General features: G+C 71.1%; 15 protein-coding genes. 7 read left to right on the top strand and 8 right to left on the bottom strand.

What is annotated here, in order from left to right; translation table 11 throughout:
• Positions 1 to 23 precede the first annotated feature (23 nt).
• The 4 genes from LUX31_RS19860 (at position 24) to LUX31_RS19845 (ending at position 2,668) form a co-directional block, all read left to right on the top strand.
• Positions 24 to 182 carry a DUF4177 domain-containing protein gene (locus tag LUX31_RS19860; RefSeq protein ID WP_235476127.1) on the top strand — a complete coding sequence of 53 codons (159 nt, stop codon included), beginning with the start codon at positions 24 to 26 and terminating at the stop codon, positions 180 to 182.
• The gene (locus LUX31_RS19855) at positions 179 to 646 is read left to right on the top strand and encodes a RidA family protein (RefSeq protein WP_235476126.1); all 468 of its coding nucleotides are present in this window, start codon (positions 179 to 181) and stop codon (positions 644 to 646) included. Before LUX31_RS19860 ends, LUX31_RS19855 begins: the two co-directional genes overlap by 4 nt.
• Positions 647 to 873: 227 nt before the next feature.
• Positions 874 to 1,758: an NUDIX hydrolase gene (locus tag LUX31_RS19850; protein WP_235476125.1), complete on the top strand. Its 885-nt coding sequence runs from the start codon at positions 874 to 876 to the stop codon at positions 1,756 to 1,758.
• A gap of 79 nt (positions 1,759 to 1,837) precedes the next feature.
• Positions 1,838 to 2,668: an MBL fold metallo-hydrolase gene (locus tag LUX31_RS19845; RefSeq protein ID WP_235476124.1), complete on the top strand. Its 831-nt coding sequence runs from the start codon at positions 1,838 to 1,840 to the stop codon at positions 2,666 to 2,668.
• Positions 2,669 to 2,685: 17 nt separating this feature from the next.
• On the opposite strand, the gene LUX31_RS19840 is transcribed toward LUX31_RS19845, so the two are convergent.
• From LUX31_RS19840 to LUX31_RS19830, 3 genes are all read right to left on the bottom strand, one after another.
• On the bottom strand, positions 2,686 to 3,519 hold the full coding sequence (locus tag LUX31_RS19840) for a nucleotidyltransferase domain-containing protein (protein WP_235476123.1): 834 nt from the start codon (positions 3,517 to 3,519) through the stop codon (positions 2,686 to 2,688).
• 8 nt (positions 3,520 to 3,527) lie between these two features.
• Positions 3,528 to 4,610, bottom strand: coding sequence for an outer membrane protein assembly factor BamB family protein (locus LUX31_RS19835; protein ID WP_235476122.1), 1,083 nt, complete (start codon positions 4,608 to 4,610; stop codon positions 3,528 to 3,530).
• 255 nt (positions 4,611 to 4,865) lie between these two features.
• Positions 4,866 to 5,540, bottom strand: coding sequence for a Crp/Fnr family transcriptional regulator (locus LUX31_RS19830; protein ID WP_006382668.1), 675 nt, complete (start codon positions 5,538 to 5,540; stop codon positions 4,866 to 4,868).
• Positions 5,541 to 5,867: 327 nt separating this feature from the next.
• On the opposite strand from LUX31_RS19830, the gene nth reads away from it, so the two are divergent.
• From nth to LUX31_RS19815, 3 genes are all read left to right on the top strand, one after another.
• The gene (nth, locus tag LUX31_RS19825; protein WP_328285674.1) at positions 5,868 to 7,061 is read left to right on the top strand and encodes an endonuclease III; all 1,194 of its coding nucleotides are present in this window, start codon (positions 5,868 to 5,870) and stop codon (positions 7,059 to 7,061) included.
• A gap of 100 nt (positions 7,062 to 7,161) precedes the next feature.
• Positions 7,162 to 7,884 (top strand): NUDIX hydrolase, encoded by a 723-nt coding sequence (locus LUX31_RS19820; RefSeq protein WP_235476121.1) that lies wholly within the window; start codon positions 7,162 to 7,164, stop codon positions 7,882 to 7,884.
• Between the two features lie 13 nt (positions 7,885 to 7,897).
• Positions 7,898 to 9,097: a MarP family serine protease gene (locus LUX31_RS19815; protein ID WP_235476120.1), complete on the top strand. Its 1,200-nt coding sequence runs from the start codon at positions 7,898 to 7,900 to the stop codon at positions 9,095 to 9,097.
• Between the two features lie 22 nt (positions 9,098 to 9,119).
• On the opposite strand, the gene LUX31_RS19810 is transcribed toward LUX31_RS19815, so the two are convergent.
• The 5 genes from LUX31_RS19810 to acs form a co-directional block, all read right to left on the bottom strand.
• On the bottom strand, positions 9,120 to 9,299 hold the full coding sequence (locus LUX31_RS19810) for a hypothetical protein (RefSeq protein ID WP_235476119.1): 180 nt from the start codon (positions 9,297 to 9,299) through the stop codon (positions 9,120 to 9,122).
• A 116-nt stretch (positions 9,300 to 9,415) separates the two neighbouring features.
• Positions 9,416 to 10,381, bottom strand: coding sequence for an alpha/beta fold hydrolase (locus tag LUX31_RS19805; RefSeq protein ID WP_235476118.1), 966 nt, complete (start codon positions 10,379 to 10,381; stop codon positions 9,416 to 9,418).
• The gene (locus LUX31_RS19800) at positions 10,378 to 10,854 is read right to left on the bottom strand and encodes a phage holin family protein (protein WP_235476117.1); all 477 of its coding nucleotides are present in this window, start codon (positions 10,852 to 10,854) and stop codon (positions 10,378 to 10,380) included. The genes LUX31_RS19805 and LUX31_RS19800 overlap by 4 nt, the downstream gene beginning before the upstream one ends.
• Before the next feature lie 62 nt (positions 10,855 to 10,916).
• A complete protein-coding gene (gene nhaA, locus LUX31_RS19795; RefSeq protein WP_235476116.1) occupies positions 10,917 to 12,368 on the bottom strand; it encodes a Na+/H+ antiporter NhaA in 1,452 nt (483 codons plus the stop codon).
• 162 nt (positions 12,369 to 12,530) lie between these two features.
• Positions 12,531 to 14,528: an acetate--CoA ligase gene (acs, locus tag LUX31_RS19790; RefSeq protein WP_235476115.1), complete on the bottom strand. Its 1,998-nt coding sequence runs from the start codon at positions 14,526 to 14,528 to the stop codon at positions 12,531 to 12,533.
• Between the last annotated feature and the right edge of the window lie 12 nt (positions 14,529 to 14,540).

Here is a 14,540-nt window from a genome sequence, read left to right as displayed (position 1 = left end):
CGACAGCGGCTAAAGTCGGCCGCATGACCAAGTGGGAATACGCGACCGTGCCTCTGCTCGTCCACGCCACGAAGCAGATTCTGGACACCTGGGGCGAGGACGGCTGGGAGCTCGTCCAGGTCGTGCCCGGGCCGAACAACCCCGAGCAGCTCGTGGCCTACCTGAAGCGGCCGAAGTCGTGAGCGCGGTGGAGTCCCGGCTCGCCGAACTGGGCCTGACGCTACCGGCGGTGGTGCCGCCGCTGGCCGCCTACCAGCCGGCCGTCCAGTCCGGGGTGTACGTGTACACGTCGGGCCAGCTGCCGATGGTGGACGGAAAGCTTCCGGTCACCGGGAAGGTGGGCGCGGAGGTCACGCCCGAGGAGGCCAAGCAGCTGGCCCGCACGTGCGCGCTGAACGCGCTCGCGGCGGTCAAGTCGGTCGCCGGCGACCTGGACCGCGTCGCGCGTGTCGTGAAGGTCGTCGGCTTCGTGGCCTCGGCACCGGATTTCACGGGCCAGCCCGGGGTCATCAACGGCGCGAGCGAACTCCTGGGCGAGGTACTGGGCGACAAGGGCGTCCACGCCCGCAGCGCGGTAGGGGTGGCGGTCCTGCCCCTGGACGCCCCGGTCGAGGTCGAGGTCCAGGTGGAACTGACGGAGGCGTAGCCCACTTTCCTCGCCCCCGCCGCCCCTACCCGTCCCATCCCTGGGGGCTGCGCCCCCAGACCCCCCTTTGTCCTCAAACGCCGGACGGGCTGGGTATGTCAGCCCCTCCGGCGTTTGAGGAGCGGGGGTTCGGGGGCGGAGCCCCCGAGGATGGGACGGGTAGGGGCGGCGGGGGCGAGGAAAACCGGGGCCTCGAACATGTGCTCACCACCGGATAGCCTCCGCCCATGGCAAACGGGCAGTGGTACCCACCGGAGTGGCCGGACCTCATCCGCGGACTCGCCGAAGGCACCCTCACCCCGGTCACCCCCAAACGCGCGGCCACAGTCATGCTCCTGAAGGACACAGACACCGGCCCCGCCGTCCACATGCTCCGCAGACGCGCCTCCATGGCCTTCGCAGGGGGCGCGTACGCGTACCCGGGCGGCGGAGTCGACCCCCGCGACGACGACCACCTGGTCCGCTGGGCGGGGCCCACGCGCGCGTGGTGGGCCTCCTGCCTGGGCCTGGGCACCGACGAGACGTCCGCGCAGGAGGCCCAGGCGATCGTCTGTGCCGCCGTACGGGAAACGTACGAGGAGGCGGGCGTCCTGCTCGCCGGCCCGTCCGCCGACTCCGTCGTCGGCGACACCACGGGCGACGACTGGGAGGCGGACCGCGCCGCCCTGGTCGCCCGGGAACTGTCCTTCGCCGAGTTCCTGGACCGCCGAGGACTGGTGCTCCGCTCGGACCTCCTCGGGGCATGGGCCCGCTGGATCACCCCTGAGTTCGAGGCCCGCCGCTACGACACCTGGTTCTTCGTGGCCGCGCTCCCGGAGGGCCAGCGCACCCGGAACGCCTCCACGGAGGCGGACCGCACGGTGTGGATCGCACCGGCCACCGCGGCGGCCTCGTACGACAAGGGCGAGCTGCTGATGATGCCGCCCACGATCGCGACCCTGCGCGCGCTGGCCCCGTACGACAGCGCGTCCGGAGCCCTCGCCGGGGCCCTGGAGCGAGACCTGACGCCGGTCCTGGCCAGGGCAACCCTGGCGGACGGTGAGATTGTGCTGGCGTGGCCGGGGCACGAGGAATTCACGAAGCACATCCGGCTAGGGGAAGCCCCCGAATGACCGCGACCGTGCCCCTGACCGCAACCGCAACCCCAAGCTCAACCGTGCCCCCGACCGACTCCCTGGCAGGTGCCCCCGCATGACAGAAGCCGCCGCTCTCCCCGGCCAGCCGCGCGGCGGGGTTCTCTCGGGCCCCGCCACCGCGCGCGCGGTCAACGTCCTCGCGCCCAACGCCTCCGCGATGACCCTCGACGGCACGAACACCTGGATCGTCTCCGAGCCGGACTCCGAGCTGGCCGTCGTCGTCGACCCGGGGCCCCTGGACGACGTACACCTCAGGCATGTCGTCGACACCGCCGAGAAGGCCGGCAAGCGGGTCGCGCTGACGCTGCTCACGCACGGGCATCCGGACCACGCGGAGGGCGCCGGACGGTTCGCCGAGCTGACCGGGACCAACGTGCGGGCGCTCGATCCGGCGCTGCGGCTGGGGGACGAGGGCCTCGGGCACGGGGACGTCGTGTCCGTCGGCGGGCTCGAGCTGAGGGTCGTACCGACGCCGGGGCACACCGCGGACTCGCTGTGCTTCCATCTCCCGGCCGATCGGGCCGTCCTGACGGGAGACACCGTCCTGGGGCGCGGAACGACCGTGGTGGCCCATCCAGACGGCCGCCTGGGGGACTATCTGGACTCTCTGAGGCGGCTGAGGTCCCTGACGGTGGACGACGGCGTGCACACCGTCCTGCCGGGCCACGGGCCCGTCCTGGACGACGCCCAGGGAGCCGTCGAGTTCTACCTCGCCCACCGCGCCCACCGCCTCGCCCAGGTCGAGACCGCGGTCGAGAACGGCTACACGAGCCCCGCGGAGGTCGTCGCCCACGTCTACGCGGACGTCGACCGCTCCCTGTGGCCGGCCGCCGAGCTGTCGGTACGCGCCCAGCTGGAGTACCTCCGCGAGCACGGTCTCATCTAGCCGACAGTCGGTAGCGCCTACTCGGGCCTGGGCGCTTTCACGCCGTGCACGCGCGCGTACTCCCCGGCCATCCAGGAGCCCAGCTCCTCGACGTGCGGGCGCAGGAACGCCCGCAGCACGGCCGGATCGTCCGTCGGCCGGAGGCCCAGTGCCGCCGCCTCCGCCATCCGCGGGCCCCACTCCGGGTAGTACGCGGCGAACGCCCCGGCCATCTCGTACAGGTCGCTGGTCCAGCCCTGCCAGCGCGGCATGACCAGCGTGAAGCCCGTACGCACCAGACGGCGCGAAATGCCCCGCACGCGCACGCGTACCGCCCCCGCTGGCGCCCCAGGGGCCGTCGCCTCCGCGATCAGGCGCCGCCAGCGCGGGAGGCACAGGTCCAGGTCGCCGTTGGTCTCGCGGGCGAGAAGGGAGTCGGGGCGGTAGCGGGGGAGGTGCCCGGCGAGGTCCTCGCCCAGGAGGGGCGTGCAGAGGCAGGCCACGAACCAGCCCAGGTCGTGCCGCTCCAGCTCGCTCAGCACCTGCGCCCGCGAGACCAGCAGCGTGCCGGCGCCGTCGATCTGCTCGAACTCGGCGTCGAGCCCGTCGTCCAGTGCCCGGGCCGCCGCCCGGTCCGCCTCCGTGGGCTCCTCGCGCAGCGCGAGCAGCAGGTCCAGATCGCTGCGGCCCACGCGCGCGGTGCCGCGCGGAATCGACCCGTAGAGATACGCGCTGTGCAGCCGCTCCCCGAAGAGGTCGGTGATCCGGTCGCGGGCCGCCCCGACGACGGACCGGAAAACGGGCGGCACGCGCGCGGGGGAGCCCTCCCGAGCGATGAACCCCTGCTCGTCCAGTCCAGGCCGCGGCGTCACCCCGTACCTCACTTCCAGCGGAACACGCGCACCCGGCGCGTCTCGCTCACCGCATGACACACCACGGCCAGGTGGTCGCCCCAGGCGGCGTACCGCGCGCGATAGCTGAAGCCGGGGAACCTGCGCTCCGCGACGACCCGGCCGTCGGCGGGGTCGAGGACGGTCACCCTGCTGCCGTAGCCGTTGCCCACCATGAAGTACCCGCGGTGGGACAGCGGATGGAGCGTACGGCCGTGATCGGTGCGCCACTCCCAGAGCTGTTCGCCGGTCGAGACGGAGTAGGCGTTGAGGACCGTGTCGGCGCTCTTCTCGTCGTCGTTCGCGGGTTCGCTCGGTTCCAGTCCGACCACGAAGGTGTCGCCGACGACCGCGACGGCCGGCCCGAAGTCCTTGTATCCGTCGGGAAGTTCGACGTACCACTCACCGTCCTCGCGCACCACGTACAGCCGGGGGCGGGAGCGCCTGCCGCTGTTGGTGACGGACAGGACAGGCGGGTCGGTCGCCAGGACGGAGAACGAGTCGCCCCAGCTGTCCGGGAGCGCCCGTTCCCACTGGAGGGCGCCGGTGGGCGCGTCGAGACACCGTACGGTCGGCGGCTTGTCCCGGTCCCAGGCGAGGACGGTGGCTATCCGGCCGCCGCTGACGCCCACCTCGCTGGTGCGGTGCTCGCCGATGTGTCCCAGCTGGTCCTTCCGCTGTTCGCGTGACCAGGCGACGTCCCCGGAGCCGAGGTCGAGCACGGTGAGGCGGATCTGCTCGGCGTTCCGGTCGCCGTCGTCGTGGTGCAGGACGAGGCCCAGGCCGTCCTCGGGGTCCTGGGCCACCCCGACGATCACGTCCTGGCCCGGCGGCTGCCAGGTCCAGCCGGGCTCACCGGTCGCCGGTGCGTACGCCGCCACGCGGTCGAAGCGGACCAGGGCCACCGCCTCGTCCGTCGCCCACACGCCCAGCGGCTCCCCCAGGTCGCGCTGCTCGAACTCGGACTGCCACAGGGTCTGTGCCTCCGGGTCCCGGCGGAACAGCCGCAGCCGGCGCTTCGCGGGCTCGGGCGCCGCCGCCCAGACCGACTCGGGCGCTCTGTCCTGGTCCATCCCACCCACCCCTTGAATCCGATCCGTTCATGACGTTCTCGTCACCGTGTGCTCGTCACCGCGTGGCCCCCGCCCCGGTGAACCCGGTTACCGGGTAATCCGATGAACCCGGTAACCCAATGAACGCCGGAGGGGCCCCGCCGTTCGGCAGGGCCCCTCTAGCACTTACGGACGTAGCACTTACGGACATAGCACTCACGGACGAAGCGCTTGCGGACGAAGCGTTTACAGGCGAAGCGCTTATGGACGACCCGGCTAACGCGACCGCTTCGCGAGGCGCTCCACGTCCAGCAGGATCACGGCGCGCGCCTCAAGGCGCAGCCAGCCGCGGCCCGCGAAGTCGGCGAGTGCCTTGTTGACCGTCTCGCGGGAGGCGCCGACGAGCTGCGCCAGCTCCTCCTGGGTCAGGTCGTGCACGACGTGGATGCCCTCCTCCGACTGCACGCCGAAGCGGCGCGAGAGGTCGAGCAGCGCGCGGGCGACACGGCCCGGCACATCGGAGAAGACCAGGTCGGACATCTGGTCGTTGGTCTTGCGCAGGCGCCGGGCGACGGCGCGCAGCAGCGCGGCGGCCACCTCGGGGCGGGCGTTCAGCCAGGGCTGGAGGTCGCCGTGGCCGAGGCCGAGCAGCTTGACCTCGGTCAGCGCGGTGGCCGTGGCGGTACGCGGGCCAGGGTCGAACAGCGACAGCTCGCCGATCAGCTCGCCGGGGCCGAGGACGGCCAGCATGTTCTCGCGCCCGTCCGGGGATGTGCGGTGGAGCTTGACCTTCCCCTCGGTGACCACGTAGAGCCGGTCTCCCGGGTCGCCCTCGTGGAACAGGGCGTCACCGCGCGCGAGGGTCACCTCACTCATGGAGGCGCGCAGCTCCGCGGCCTGCTCGTCATCGAGCGCCGCGAAGAGCGGGGCGCGCCGCAGAACGTCGTCCACGAGTTCTCTCCTTGTCGACCTGCTCAGGGGATCTTGTTCCCCGGTTACCGGGGACCGTGCTCCCCATCTTGCCGGACGGTCCAAACAGTGTGATCTGTCACAAGGATGCCGCACGGGTGTGCCGTGCAGTGCGGCAGGGGGCCAATTGGGCGCCGATCTCCAGGGTCCGGGGCGGATGTCAGTGCCGGGCTCTAGGCTGGCCGGGTGTCCAAATCGCCGGTGAGAGCACAGGCCAAGGGGGCTGGGCGGGTGACGGAAGGGTGCGATTCCGCTGTGGGCGAACAGGGTACGGGTGGGGGCCGGAATGCGTAGAAAGCGGCAGAGGTGATGTCGGTGGAGAAAGCCGCCAAGAACGTGACCGGGCCGGTGCCCGAGCCTGCGAAAAGGGCCGAGCCCGTGAAGAAGGCCGCCTCCGCGGCGCCGAGAAAGGCACCCGCGACCAAGAAGGCGGTGCCTTCGGCGAGCGCCCGCTCGGGGGCCGCGTCCGTGGCGGGCGGCCCTGCGAAGGCCGCGCCCTCGAAGGCCGCTGTCCCCGAGCCGGCCGCGACCAAGCCGGCCGCGACCAAGCCGGCCGCGACCAAGCCGGCCGCCCGTAGGACTGCCGCCGCCAAGACCGCCGCCCCCGGGACGGCCGTTTCAAAGACTGCCGCCTCCTCCAGGGCCGCCTCCTCCAGGGCCGCCTCCCCTAAGAAGGCCGCCGCCAAGACGGCCACCCCTAAACCCGCCGCCACCCCCAAGCCGCCCCGCAACGAGTCCCACACCGCCCTCGTGCGGCGCGCCCGTCGGATCGACCGCGAACTCGCCGAGATCTATCCGTACGCCCACCCCGAGCTGGACTTCGAGAACTCCTTCCAGCTGCTCGTCGCCACGGTCCTCTCCGCCCAGACCACCGACCTGCGGGTCAACCAGACGACACCCACGCTCTTCGCCAAGTACCCCACCCCCGAGGACCTGGCCGCCGCCAACCCCGAGGAGGTCGAGGAGATCCTGCGCCCGACCGGCTTCTTCCGGGCCAAGACCAGGTCGGTCATAGGGCTGTCCAAGGCCCTGTCGGAGCAGTTCGGCGGCGAGGTGCCCGGCCGGCTCGAAGACCTCGTCAAACTCCCCGGCGTGGGCCGCAAGACCGCCTTCGTCGTGCTCGGCAACGCCTTCGGGCGCCCTGGAATCACCGTGGACACGCACTTCCAGCGGCTCGTGCGCCGCTGGCAGTGGACGGCGGAGACGGACCCGGACAGGATCGAGGCCGCCATCGGCGCCCTCTTCCCCAAGAGTGACTGGACGATGCTCTCGCACCACGTGATCTTCCACGGCCGCCGTATCTGCCACGCCCGCAAGCCCGCCTGCGGCGCCTGCCCGATCGCCCCGCTCTGCCCGGCGTACGGGGAGGGCGAGACGGACCCGGAGAAGGCCAGGAAGCTCCTGAAGTACGAGAAGGGCGGCTTCCCCGGCCAGCGGCTCAGTCCGCCGCAGGCCTACCTCGACGCGGGTGGCATCCCGGCGCCCCCGCTGGGTGCCGGATGAGGGCCGGGGCGAGGCGCGGGGCGAGGCCAGGGGGTCGTACGGCATCACTGGAACCATCGGGACGGTCGCAGGCGTTGGAAGCAGCAGAACGGGGGTGGCGGTGACGCGCGCGAGCAACACACAGGGCGGTGAGGCGACGCTCAGCAAGGAGGGCCTGCCCGGCTGGCTCGACCCGGTGGTGCACGCCGCCGAGACGGTCGAGCCGCTCCAGCTGAGCCGTTTCCTGCCGCCCGCGGACGGCGCCGGCCGCCAGTCCGCCGTACTGATCCTCTTCGGCGAGGGCAACGGGAAGAGCGGGAACCCCGACGGCACCGGCGGGCCCGAGCTGCTGCTCATGGAGCGGGCCAGTTCGTTGCGCTCCCACGCCGGTCAGCCCTCCTTCCCCGGCGGCGCCCTCGACCCCGAGGACGGCGATCCGCTGGGCGACGGTCCGCTGCGGGCCGCGCTGCGCGAGGCCGAGGAGGAGACGGGGCTCGATCCGGCCGGCGTCCAGCTCTTCGGCGTACTGCCCAAGCTGTACATCCCGGTCAGCGGCTTCGTCGTCACGCCCGTCCTTGGCTGGTGGCGCGAGCCGACGCCGGTCGGGGTCGTCGATCCGAACGAGACGGCACGGGTCTTCACGGTCCCCGTGGCGGATCTCACGGATCCGGCCAACCGCGCCACCGCCGTGCACCCAAGTGGCCACAAGGGTCCGGCATTTCTGGTCGAATCGGCCCTGGTGTGGGGCTTCACGGCCGGGATCATCGACCGTCTGATGCACTACTCGGGCTGGGAGCGTCCCTGGGACAGGAACAAGCAGGTCCCGCTCGACTGGCGCGCGTGACAGGGTGGCCCTCGTGAACGTGCTGGACATCTTGTTGCTGGTCGCCGCCGTGTGGTTCGCGATCGTGGGCTACCGCCAGGGCTTCGTCGTCGGCATCCTGTCGGTGATCGGCTTCCTGGGCGGTGGTCTCGTCGCGGTCTATCTGCTGCCCGTCATCTGGGACGGCGTGACCGACGAGGCCGAGGTCAACACGACGGCCGCCGTCGCCGCGGTCGTCATCGTCATCGTCTGCGCCTCCGTCGGCCAGGCCCTGACCACCCACCTCGGCAACAAGCTGCGCCGGTACATCACCTGGTCGCCCGCCCGCGCCCTCGACGCGACCGGCGGGGCCCTCGTCAACGTCGTCGCGATGCTCCTGGTCGCCTGGCTGATCGGCGCCGCCCTCGCGCAGACCACGATGCCCACGGTGGGCAAGGAGGTCCGCGGCTCCAAGGTGCTGGCAGGGGTCCAGGAGGTGCTGCCCTCCGACGCCGACACCTGGTTCAAGGACTTCACCTCGGTCCTCGCGCAGAACGGCTTCCCACAGGTCTTCAGCCCGTTCTCCGACGAGCCCATCAAGGACGTCGACCCGCCCGACCCGGCGCTCGCCAACAGCGCGGTCGCCGTGCGCGCCCAGCGCTCCATCGTCAAGGTCATGGGCACCGCCACGAGCTGCGGCAAGGTCCTGGAGGGCACCGGCTTCGTCTTCGACCGGCGCCGAGTGATGACCAACGCGCACGTCGTGGGCGGCGTTGACGAGCCCACCGTCCAGATAGGCGGCGAGGGCAGGAAGTACGACGCGACGGTCGTCCTGTACGACTGGGAGCGCGACATCGCCGTGCTCGACGTACCCGATCTGAACGCGCCCGTCCTGCAGTTCACGACCGAGGTCGCGAGCAGCGGCAAGAGCGCGATCGTCGCCGGCTTCCCGGAGAACGGCTCGTACGACGTCCGTCCCGCGCGCGTGCGCGGTCGCATCACGGCCAACGGCCCGGACATCTACCACCGCGGCACGGTCCGCCGCGAGGTCTACTCCCTGTTCGCGACCGTCCGCCAGGGCAACTCCGGCGGCCCGCTGCTCACGCCCGACGGGAAGGTGTACGGCGTGGTCTTCGCGAAGTCCCTCGACGACCCGAACACCGGGTACGCGCTCACCGCGGACGAGATCCAGGAGGACATCGCCCTGGGGCGTACCGCCAACCAGCAGGTGGACAGCGACAGCTGCGCGCTCTGAGCCCCGTACGGAGGCGTGGGGCTCAGGGACGGGGGTGGCGCAGGCGCACCGAGACCCAGCGGGCCCGGCGGCGCAGGATGCGCGGGATTCCCACCCTCAGGTCCGCCCCCGCCAGCTGCGGGGAACCTCCTCGGTGGGAGCCCGGACCGTGGCCCGAGCGGCGATTGCGTGCTGCGTCACTGTAGTCGTGCGTCCAGCCCATACCCCGACGTCTGCCCCTGCCCCAAGGTCGATAACCGCCCCATGGGCCCCCAATTGGCCTATGCGCCGGGCAATTGGCTGTTCGTAGTACAGGTGTTCCAGTGTGTCGCCGGTAGCTCAGCGGTCCGGCTCGGGGTCCTTGAGCCAGTTGATCAGCTCCGTCGAGAAAGCGACCGGATCCTCCTCGTGCGGGAAGTGCCCCAGCCCGTCGAACAGACGCCAGCGGTACGGCGCCTCCACGTACTCCCCGGAGCCCGCCGCGCTGCGTGTCCGCAGCACCGGGTCGAGCGAGCCGTGCAGATGCAGCGTCGGCACCCGCACGGGCCGCTTCATACGCCGGTTGAACTGGATGCCGTCCGGCCGGGCCATCGACCGGACCATCCAGCGGTACGGCTCGATCGCGCAGTGCGCGGTCGACGGGATGCACATCGCCCTGCTGTACGCCTCCACCGCCTCGTCGTCCGGCAGCCGCGGCCCCGACCAGTCCCGGATCAGCCGCCCGACCAGCGCGCCGTCGTCCGCGATGAGCTGCCGCTCCGGGATCCAGGGCCGCTGGAACCCCCAGATGTAGGAACCGGCGGCCGTCTGCTTGACGTCGGACAGCATCGCCGAGCGCCAGCGCCGGGGGTGGGGCATCGAGGACACCACGAGCCGCCGTACCAGCTTGGGGCGCATCACCGCGGCCGTCCACGCCAGGTATCCGCCCAGGTCGTGGCCGACCAGCGCGGCGTCGGGCTCGCCCAGGGACCGGACGACGCCCGTGATGTCGAGGGCGAGGTTCGCGGGGTCGTAACCCCGGGGCGTACGGTCGCTGCCGCCCACGCCCCGCAGGTCCATGGCGACGGCCCGGAACCCGGCGTCGGCCAGGGCGGTCAGCTGGTGCCGCCAGGTCCACCAGAACTGCGGGAACCCGTGCACGAGCATGACCAGCGGCCCTTCGCCCAGCTCCGCGATGTGGAACCGGGCGCCGTTCGCGGCGACATCCCGGTGGTGCACCTCGCGCCCGCCGGGAAGGGCGAGCCGTACCGCCGAGGCGGGCTGGGTGGATGAGGGGTGCGCCGGGGGTGTGGCGGGGTCCGTCATGAGGACGAGCGTGCCACAACCTCGACCGCATCACTCACCGGGGCGGGCCGGGGGTGTGGCTTGGCCTTCTGGAGGACGCCCGCCGTCTCCTTCATGGACGCGGCGACCTTCTGCGGGCCCTTGCTCTTCTTGGCCTTCTTCGCGAAGACCACGCCGACCAGCACCAGCAGCAGGGCGAGGAGGACGTTCGCGGCGAACGACAGCAGGAAGCAGAGGGCGAGATTCCAGTCGCTCCAGGTCCGAATGGCGTACGCCAGTGCGAAGTTGAGCATCGGCAGAGAGAACACCAGAACCGTGGCGGCCACCAGGAACGCGCCGCCGCTCGTCGCGCCGCGCTTCACGTCCTGCTTGAGCTGCGCTTTCGCCAGCGCGATCTCGTCGTGCACCAGCGCGGACATCTCGGTCGTCGCCGAGGCGAACAACTGGCCGATGCTCCGTTCGGCGCCGACCGGGTTGCCGTCGGGTGCGCTCATCGAGGTCTCCCTGATTGTTTTGCCGTTGTCTTGCTCGGACGTCTGACTGTTTACGTGTCAGATCATGCCGGACCGTCACCCCCGTCGCCCGCCCCGCCCGCCACTTCGGCAAGCCGGTCCCGCTCGGCGGCCTCGAGTTCGGCGGTCCTGAGGTCGGCGATGCGCCGGTGCTCTGCCGCCTTCCCCTCGTAGATCTCGGCCATGCGCAGGTGGTACGCCGGATCGTGCTCCTCGTAGATGTCGGGGATGCCGTCCTGGTCGTCGTCGCGCTCCTCCGCCTCCCATATCCGGCGGTAGCGGGCGTTGCGGATCTTCAGCAGTACGGTCGCGGCGAGCGCGGCGATGAGGGAGCCGGTCAGGACGGCGGCCTTGACCTCGTCGGTGAGCGCGGCGTCGCCGTCGAACGCGAGTTCGCCGATCAGCAGTGAGACGGTGAACCCGATCCCGGCGAGCGAGGCGACGGCGAACACATCGGCCCAGGCGAGGTCGTCGCTGAGCGAGGCCCGGGTGAAGCGGGCCGTCAGCCAGGTCCCGCCGAAGATCCCGAGCGTCTTCCCGACGACGAGCCCGAGCACGACCCCGAGCGTCTCGGGCTGCCTGAACACGTCCCCCAGCACCCCGCCGGACACCGAGACCCCGGCGCTGAACAGGGCGAACAACGGCACGGCGAGCCCGGCGGACAGAGGCCGCACCAGATGCTCGACGCGCTCACCGGGCGAGTGGGTCTCCCCGTCCTCCGTCCGGGTCGTGCACCGCAGCATCAGGCCCATCGCGACCCCGGCGACGGTGGCGTGGATGCCGCTGTTGTACATCAGCGCCCAGATGACGAGCGCGAGCGGGACGTACACGTACCACCCGCGTATGCCCTTCCGCAGCAGCAGCCAGAAGACGGCGAGGCCGGCGAACGCGCCGCCGAGCGCGGCGAAGTTCAGGTCGTCCGTGAAGAAGACCGCGATGATCAGGATGGCGAACAGGTCGTCGACGACGGCGAGCGTGAGCAGGAACGCCCGCAGGGCGCTCGGCAGGGACGTACCGATGACGGCGAGCACGGCGAGCGCGAAGGCGATGTCGGTGGCCGTCGGCACGGCCCACCCGGCGAGCGAACCGCCGCCGGTGAGGTTGGTGAGGGTGTAGACGAGCGCCGGTACGGCCATTCCGCACAGGGCGGCGACGACGGGCAGCGCGGCGGCCCTCGGGTCGCGCAGATCCCCGGCGACGAGTTCGCGCTTGAGTTCGATACCGGCGACGAAGAAGAAGACCGCGAGCAGTCCGTCGGCGGCCCAGTGCTGGAGGGAGAGGTCGAGCCCGAGGGAGGCGGGCCCGATGTGGAAGTCGAGGACGGTCTCGTACGTGTCCTTGATCGGCGTGTTCGCCCAGACCAGCGCGGCGATCGCGGCGAGCAGCAGCAGCACCCCGCCGACGGTCTCGGTCCGCAACGCGTCCGCGACGAACGTCCGTTCGGGGAGCGAGAGCCGTCCGAGGAGCTTGCGGTTGGCAGTACGGGGGGCGACCACGGGGGACCTCCGGTCGGTGGGCAGCACGGAACGCGTGCCGACCAGACTTCCCGGCGCACCTTTGGCGATCCTCGCGGATCTTGTCGCGTTGTTGACGCGATCTTTAGCCTACCTAAGGTGCGCGGGAAGCGCCGCCCGGAGGAACCCCCAGTAGTTCTCTTCCTAGTCCTCGCTGCCCGCGGCCGGCAGCTTCGTCTGGATGAGGTCCATGACGGTGGAGTCGGTCAGGGTGGTCACGTCACCCAGCTCCCGGTTCTCGGCGACATCGCGCAGCAGGCGGCGCATGATCTTGCCGGAGCGGGTCTTGGGGAGTTCCGCGACCGGCAGGATGCGCTTGGGCTTGGCGATGGGGCCGAGGGTGTTGCCGACGTGGTTGCGCAGGTCGGCGACGAGGTGGTCGGTCTCGGTGGCGGTGCCGCGCAGGATGACGAAGGCGACGATGGCCTGCCCGGTGGTCTCGTCCGCGGCGCCGACGACGGCCGCCTCGGCGACCGAGGGGTGGGACACCAGCGCCGACTCGACCTCCGTCGTGGAGATGTTGTGCCCGGAGACGAGCATGACGTCGTCCACGCGCCCGAGCAGCCAGATGTCCCCGTCGTCGTCCTTCTTGGCGCCGTCACCCGCGAAGTACTTGCCCTCGAAACGAGACCAGTAGGTGTCGATGAACCGCTGGTCGTCGCCCCAGATGGTGCGCAGCATCGACGGCCACGGCTCGGTCAGTACGAGGTAACCGCCGCCTCCGTTGGGCACTTCGTGTGCCTCGTCGTCGACCACGGTGGCGGAGATCCCGGGCAGCGCCCGCTGCGCGGACCCCGGCTTGGTCTCGGTCACCCCGGGCAGCGGGGAGATCATCATGGCGCCGGTCTCGGTCTGCCACCAGGTGTCGACGATGGGCGTCGCGTCGCCGCCGATGTGCTTGCGGTACCAGATCCACGCCTCGGGGTTGATCGGCTCGCCCACGGACCCCAGCACCCGGAGGGAGGAGAGATCGAACTTCGCGGGGATGTCGTCGCCCCACTTCATGAACGTACGGATGGCGGTGGGCGCCGTGTAGAGGATCGTGACCCCGTACTTCTGGACGATCTCCCAGAACCGGCCCTGGTGCGGGGTGTCCGGCGTGCCCTCGTACATCACCTGTGTCGCGCCGTTGGCCAGCGGCCCGTACACGATGTACGAGTGCCCGGTGACCCAGCCGACGTCGGCGGTGCACCAGTAGACGTCGGTCTCCGGCTTGAGGTCGAAGACGGCGTGGTGGGTGTAGGCCGCCTGGGTGAGGTAGCCGCCGGAGGTGTGCAGGATGCCCTTGGGCTTACCCGTCGTACCGGACGTGTAGAGGATGAACAGCGGCTGCTCGGCCTCGAACGCCTCGGGCGTGTGCTCGGTGCTCTGCCGGTCGACGACCTCGTGCCACCACACGTCCCGGCTGTCGTGCCACTCGACGTCCTGGCCGGTACGGCGGACGACGAGCACGTGCTCCACGTTGTCGACGCGCTCGACGGCGGCGTCGACGGCGGGCTTGAGCGCGGACGGCTTGCCCCGGCGGTAACCGCCGTCGGTGGTGATGACGATCTTCGCGTCGGCGTCCTGGATACGCGTGGCGAGCGCGTCCGCGGAGAACCCGCCGAAGACGACGGAGTGCGCGGCGCCGATCCGGGCGCACGCCAGCATCGCGATCGCCGTCTCCGGGATCATCGGCATGTAGACGGCGACCCGGTCGCCCTTCTGAACCCCCAGCTCCAGCAGGGCGTTGGCGGCCTTGGAGACCTCGTCCTTGAGTTCGGCATAGGTGATCGCGCGGCTGTCGCCGGGCTCACCCTCGAAGTGGATGGCGACCCGGTCGCCGTTGCCGGCCTCGACATGCCGGTCGACGCAGTTGTACGCGACGTTGAGGCTGCCGTCCTTGAACCACTTGGCGAACGGCGGGTTCGACCAGTCCAGGGTCTCGGTCGGCTCGGTGGCCCAGGTCAGCCGGCGGGCCTGCGCGGCCCAGAAGCCGAGCCGGTCAGCCTTGGCCTGTTCGTACGCCTCCGCCGTGACGTTGGCGTCCGCGGCCAGCTCGGCGGGTGGCGCGAACCTGCGCTCTTCCTTGAGCAGGTTGGCCAGGCTTTCGTTGCTCACGACATCTCCCTTTCCCAGGGTGTCCGTTGTGTCCCGGGCCACAGCTCATCAGAC

It is taken from the genome of Streptomyces sp. GQFP (assembly GCF_021545335.1).
In the GTDB taxonomy this organism is placed as follows: Bacteria; Actinomycetota; Actinomycetes; order Streptomycetales; family Streptomycetaceae; genus Streptomyces.
This window is presented reverse-complemented; position numbering and strand designations above follow the sequence as displayed.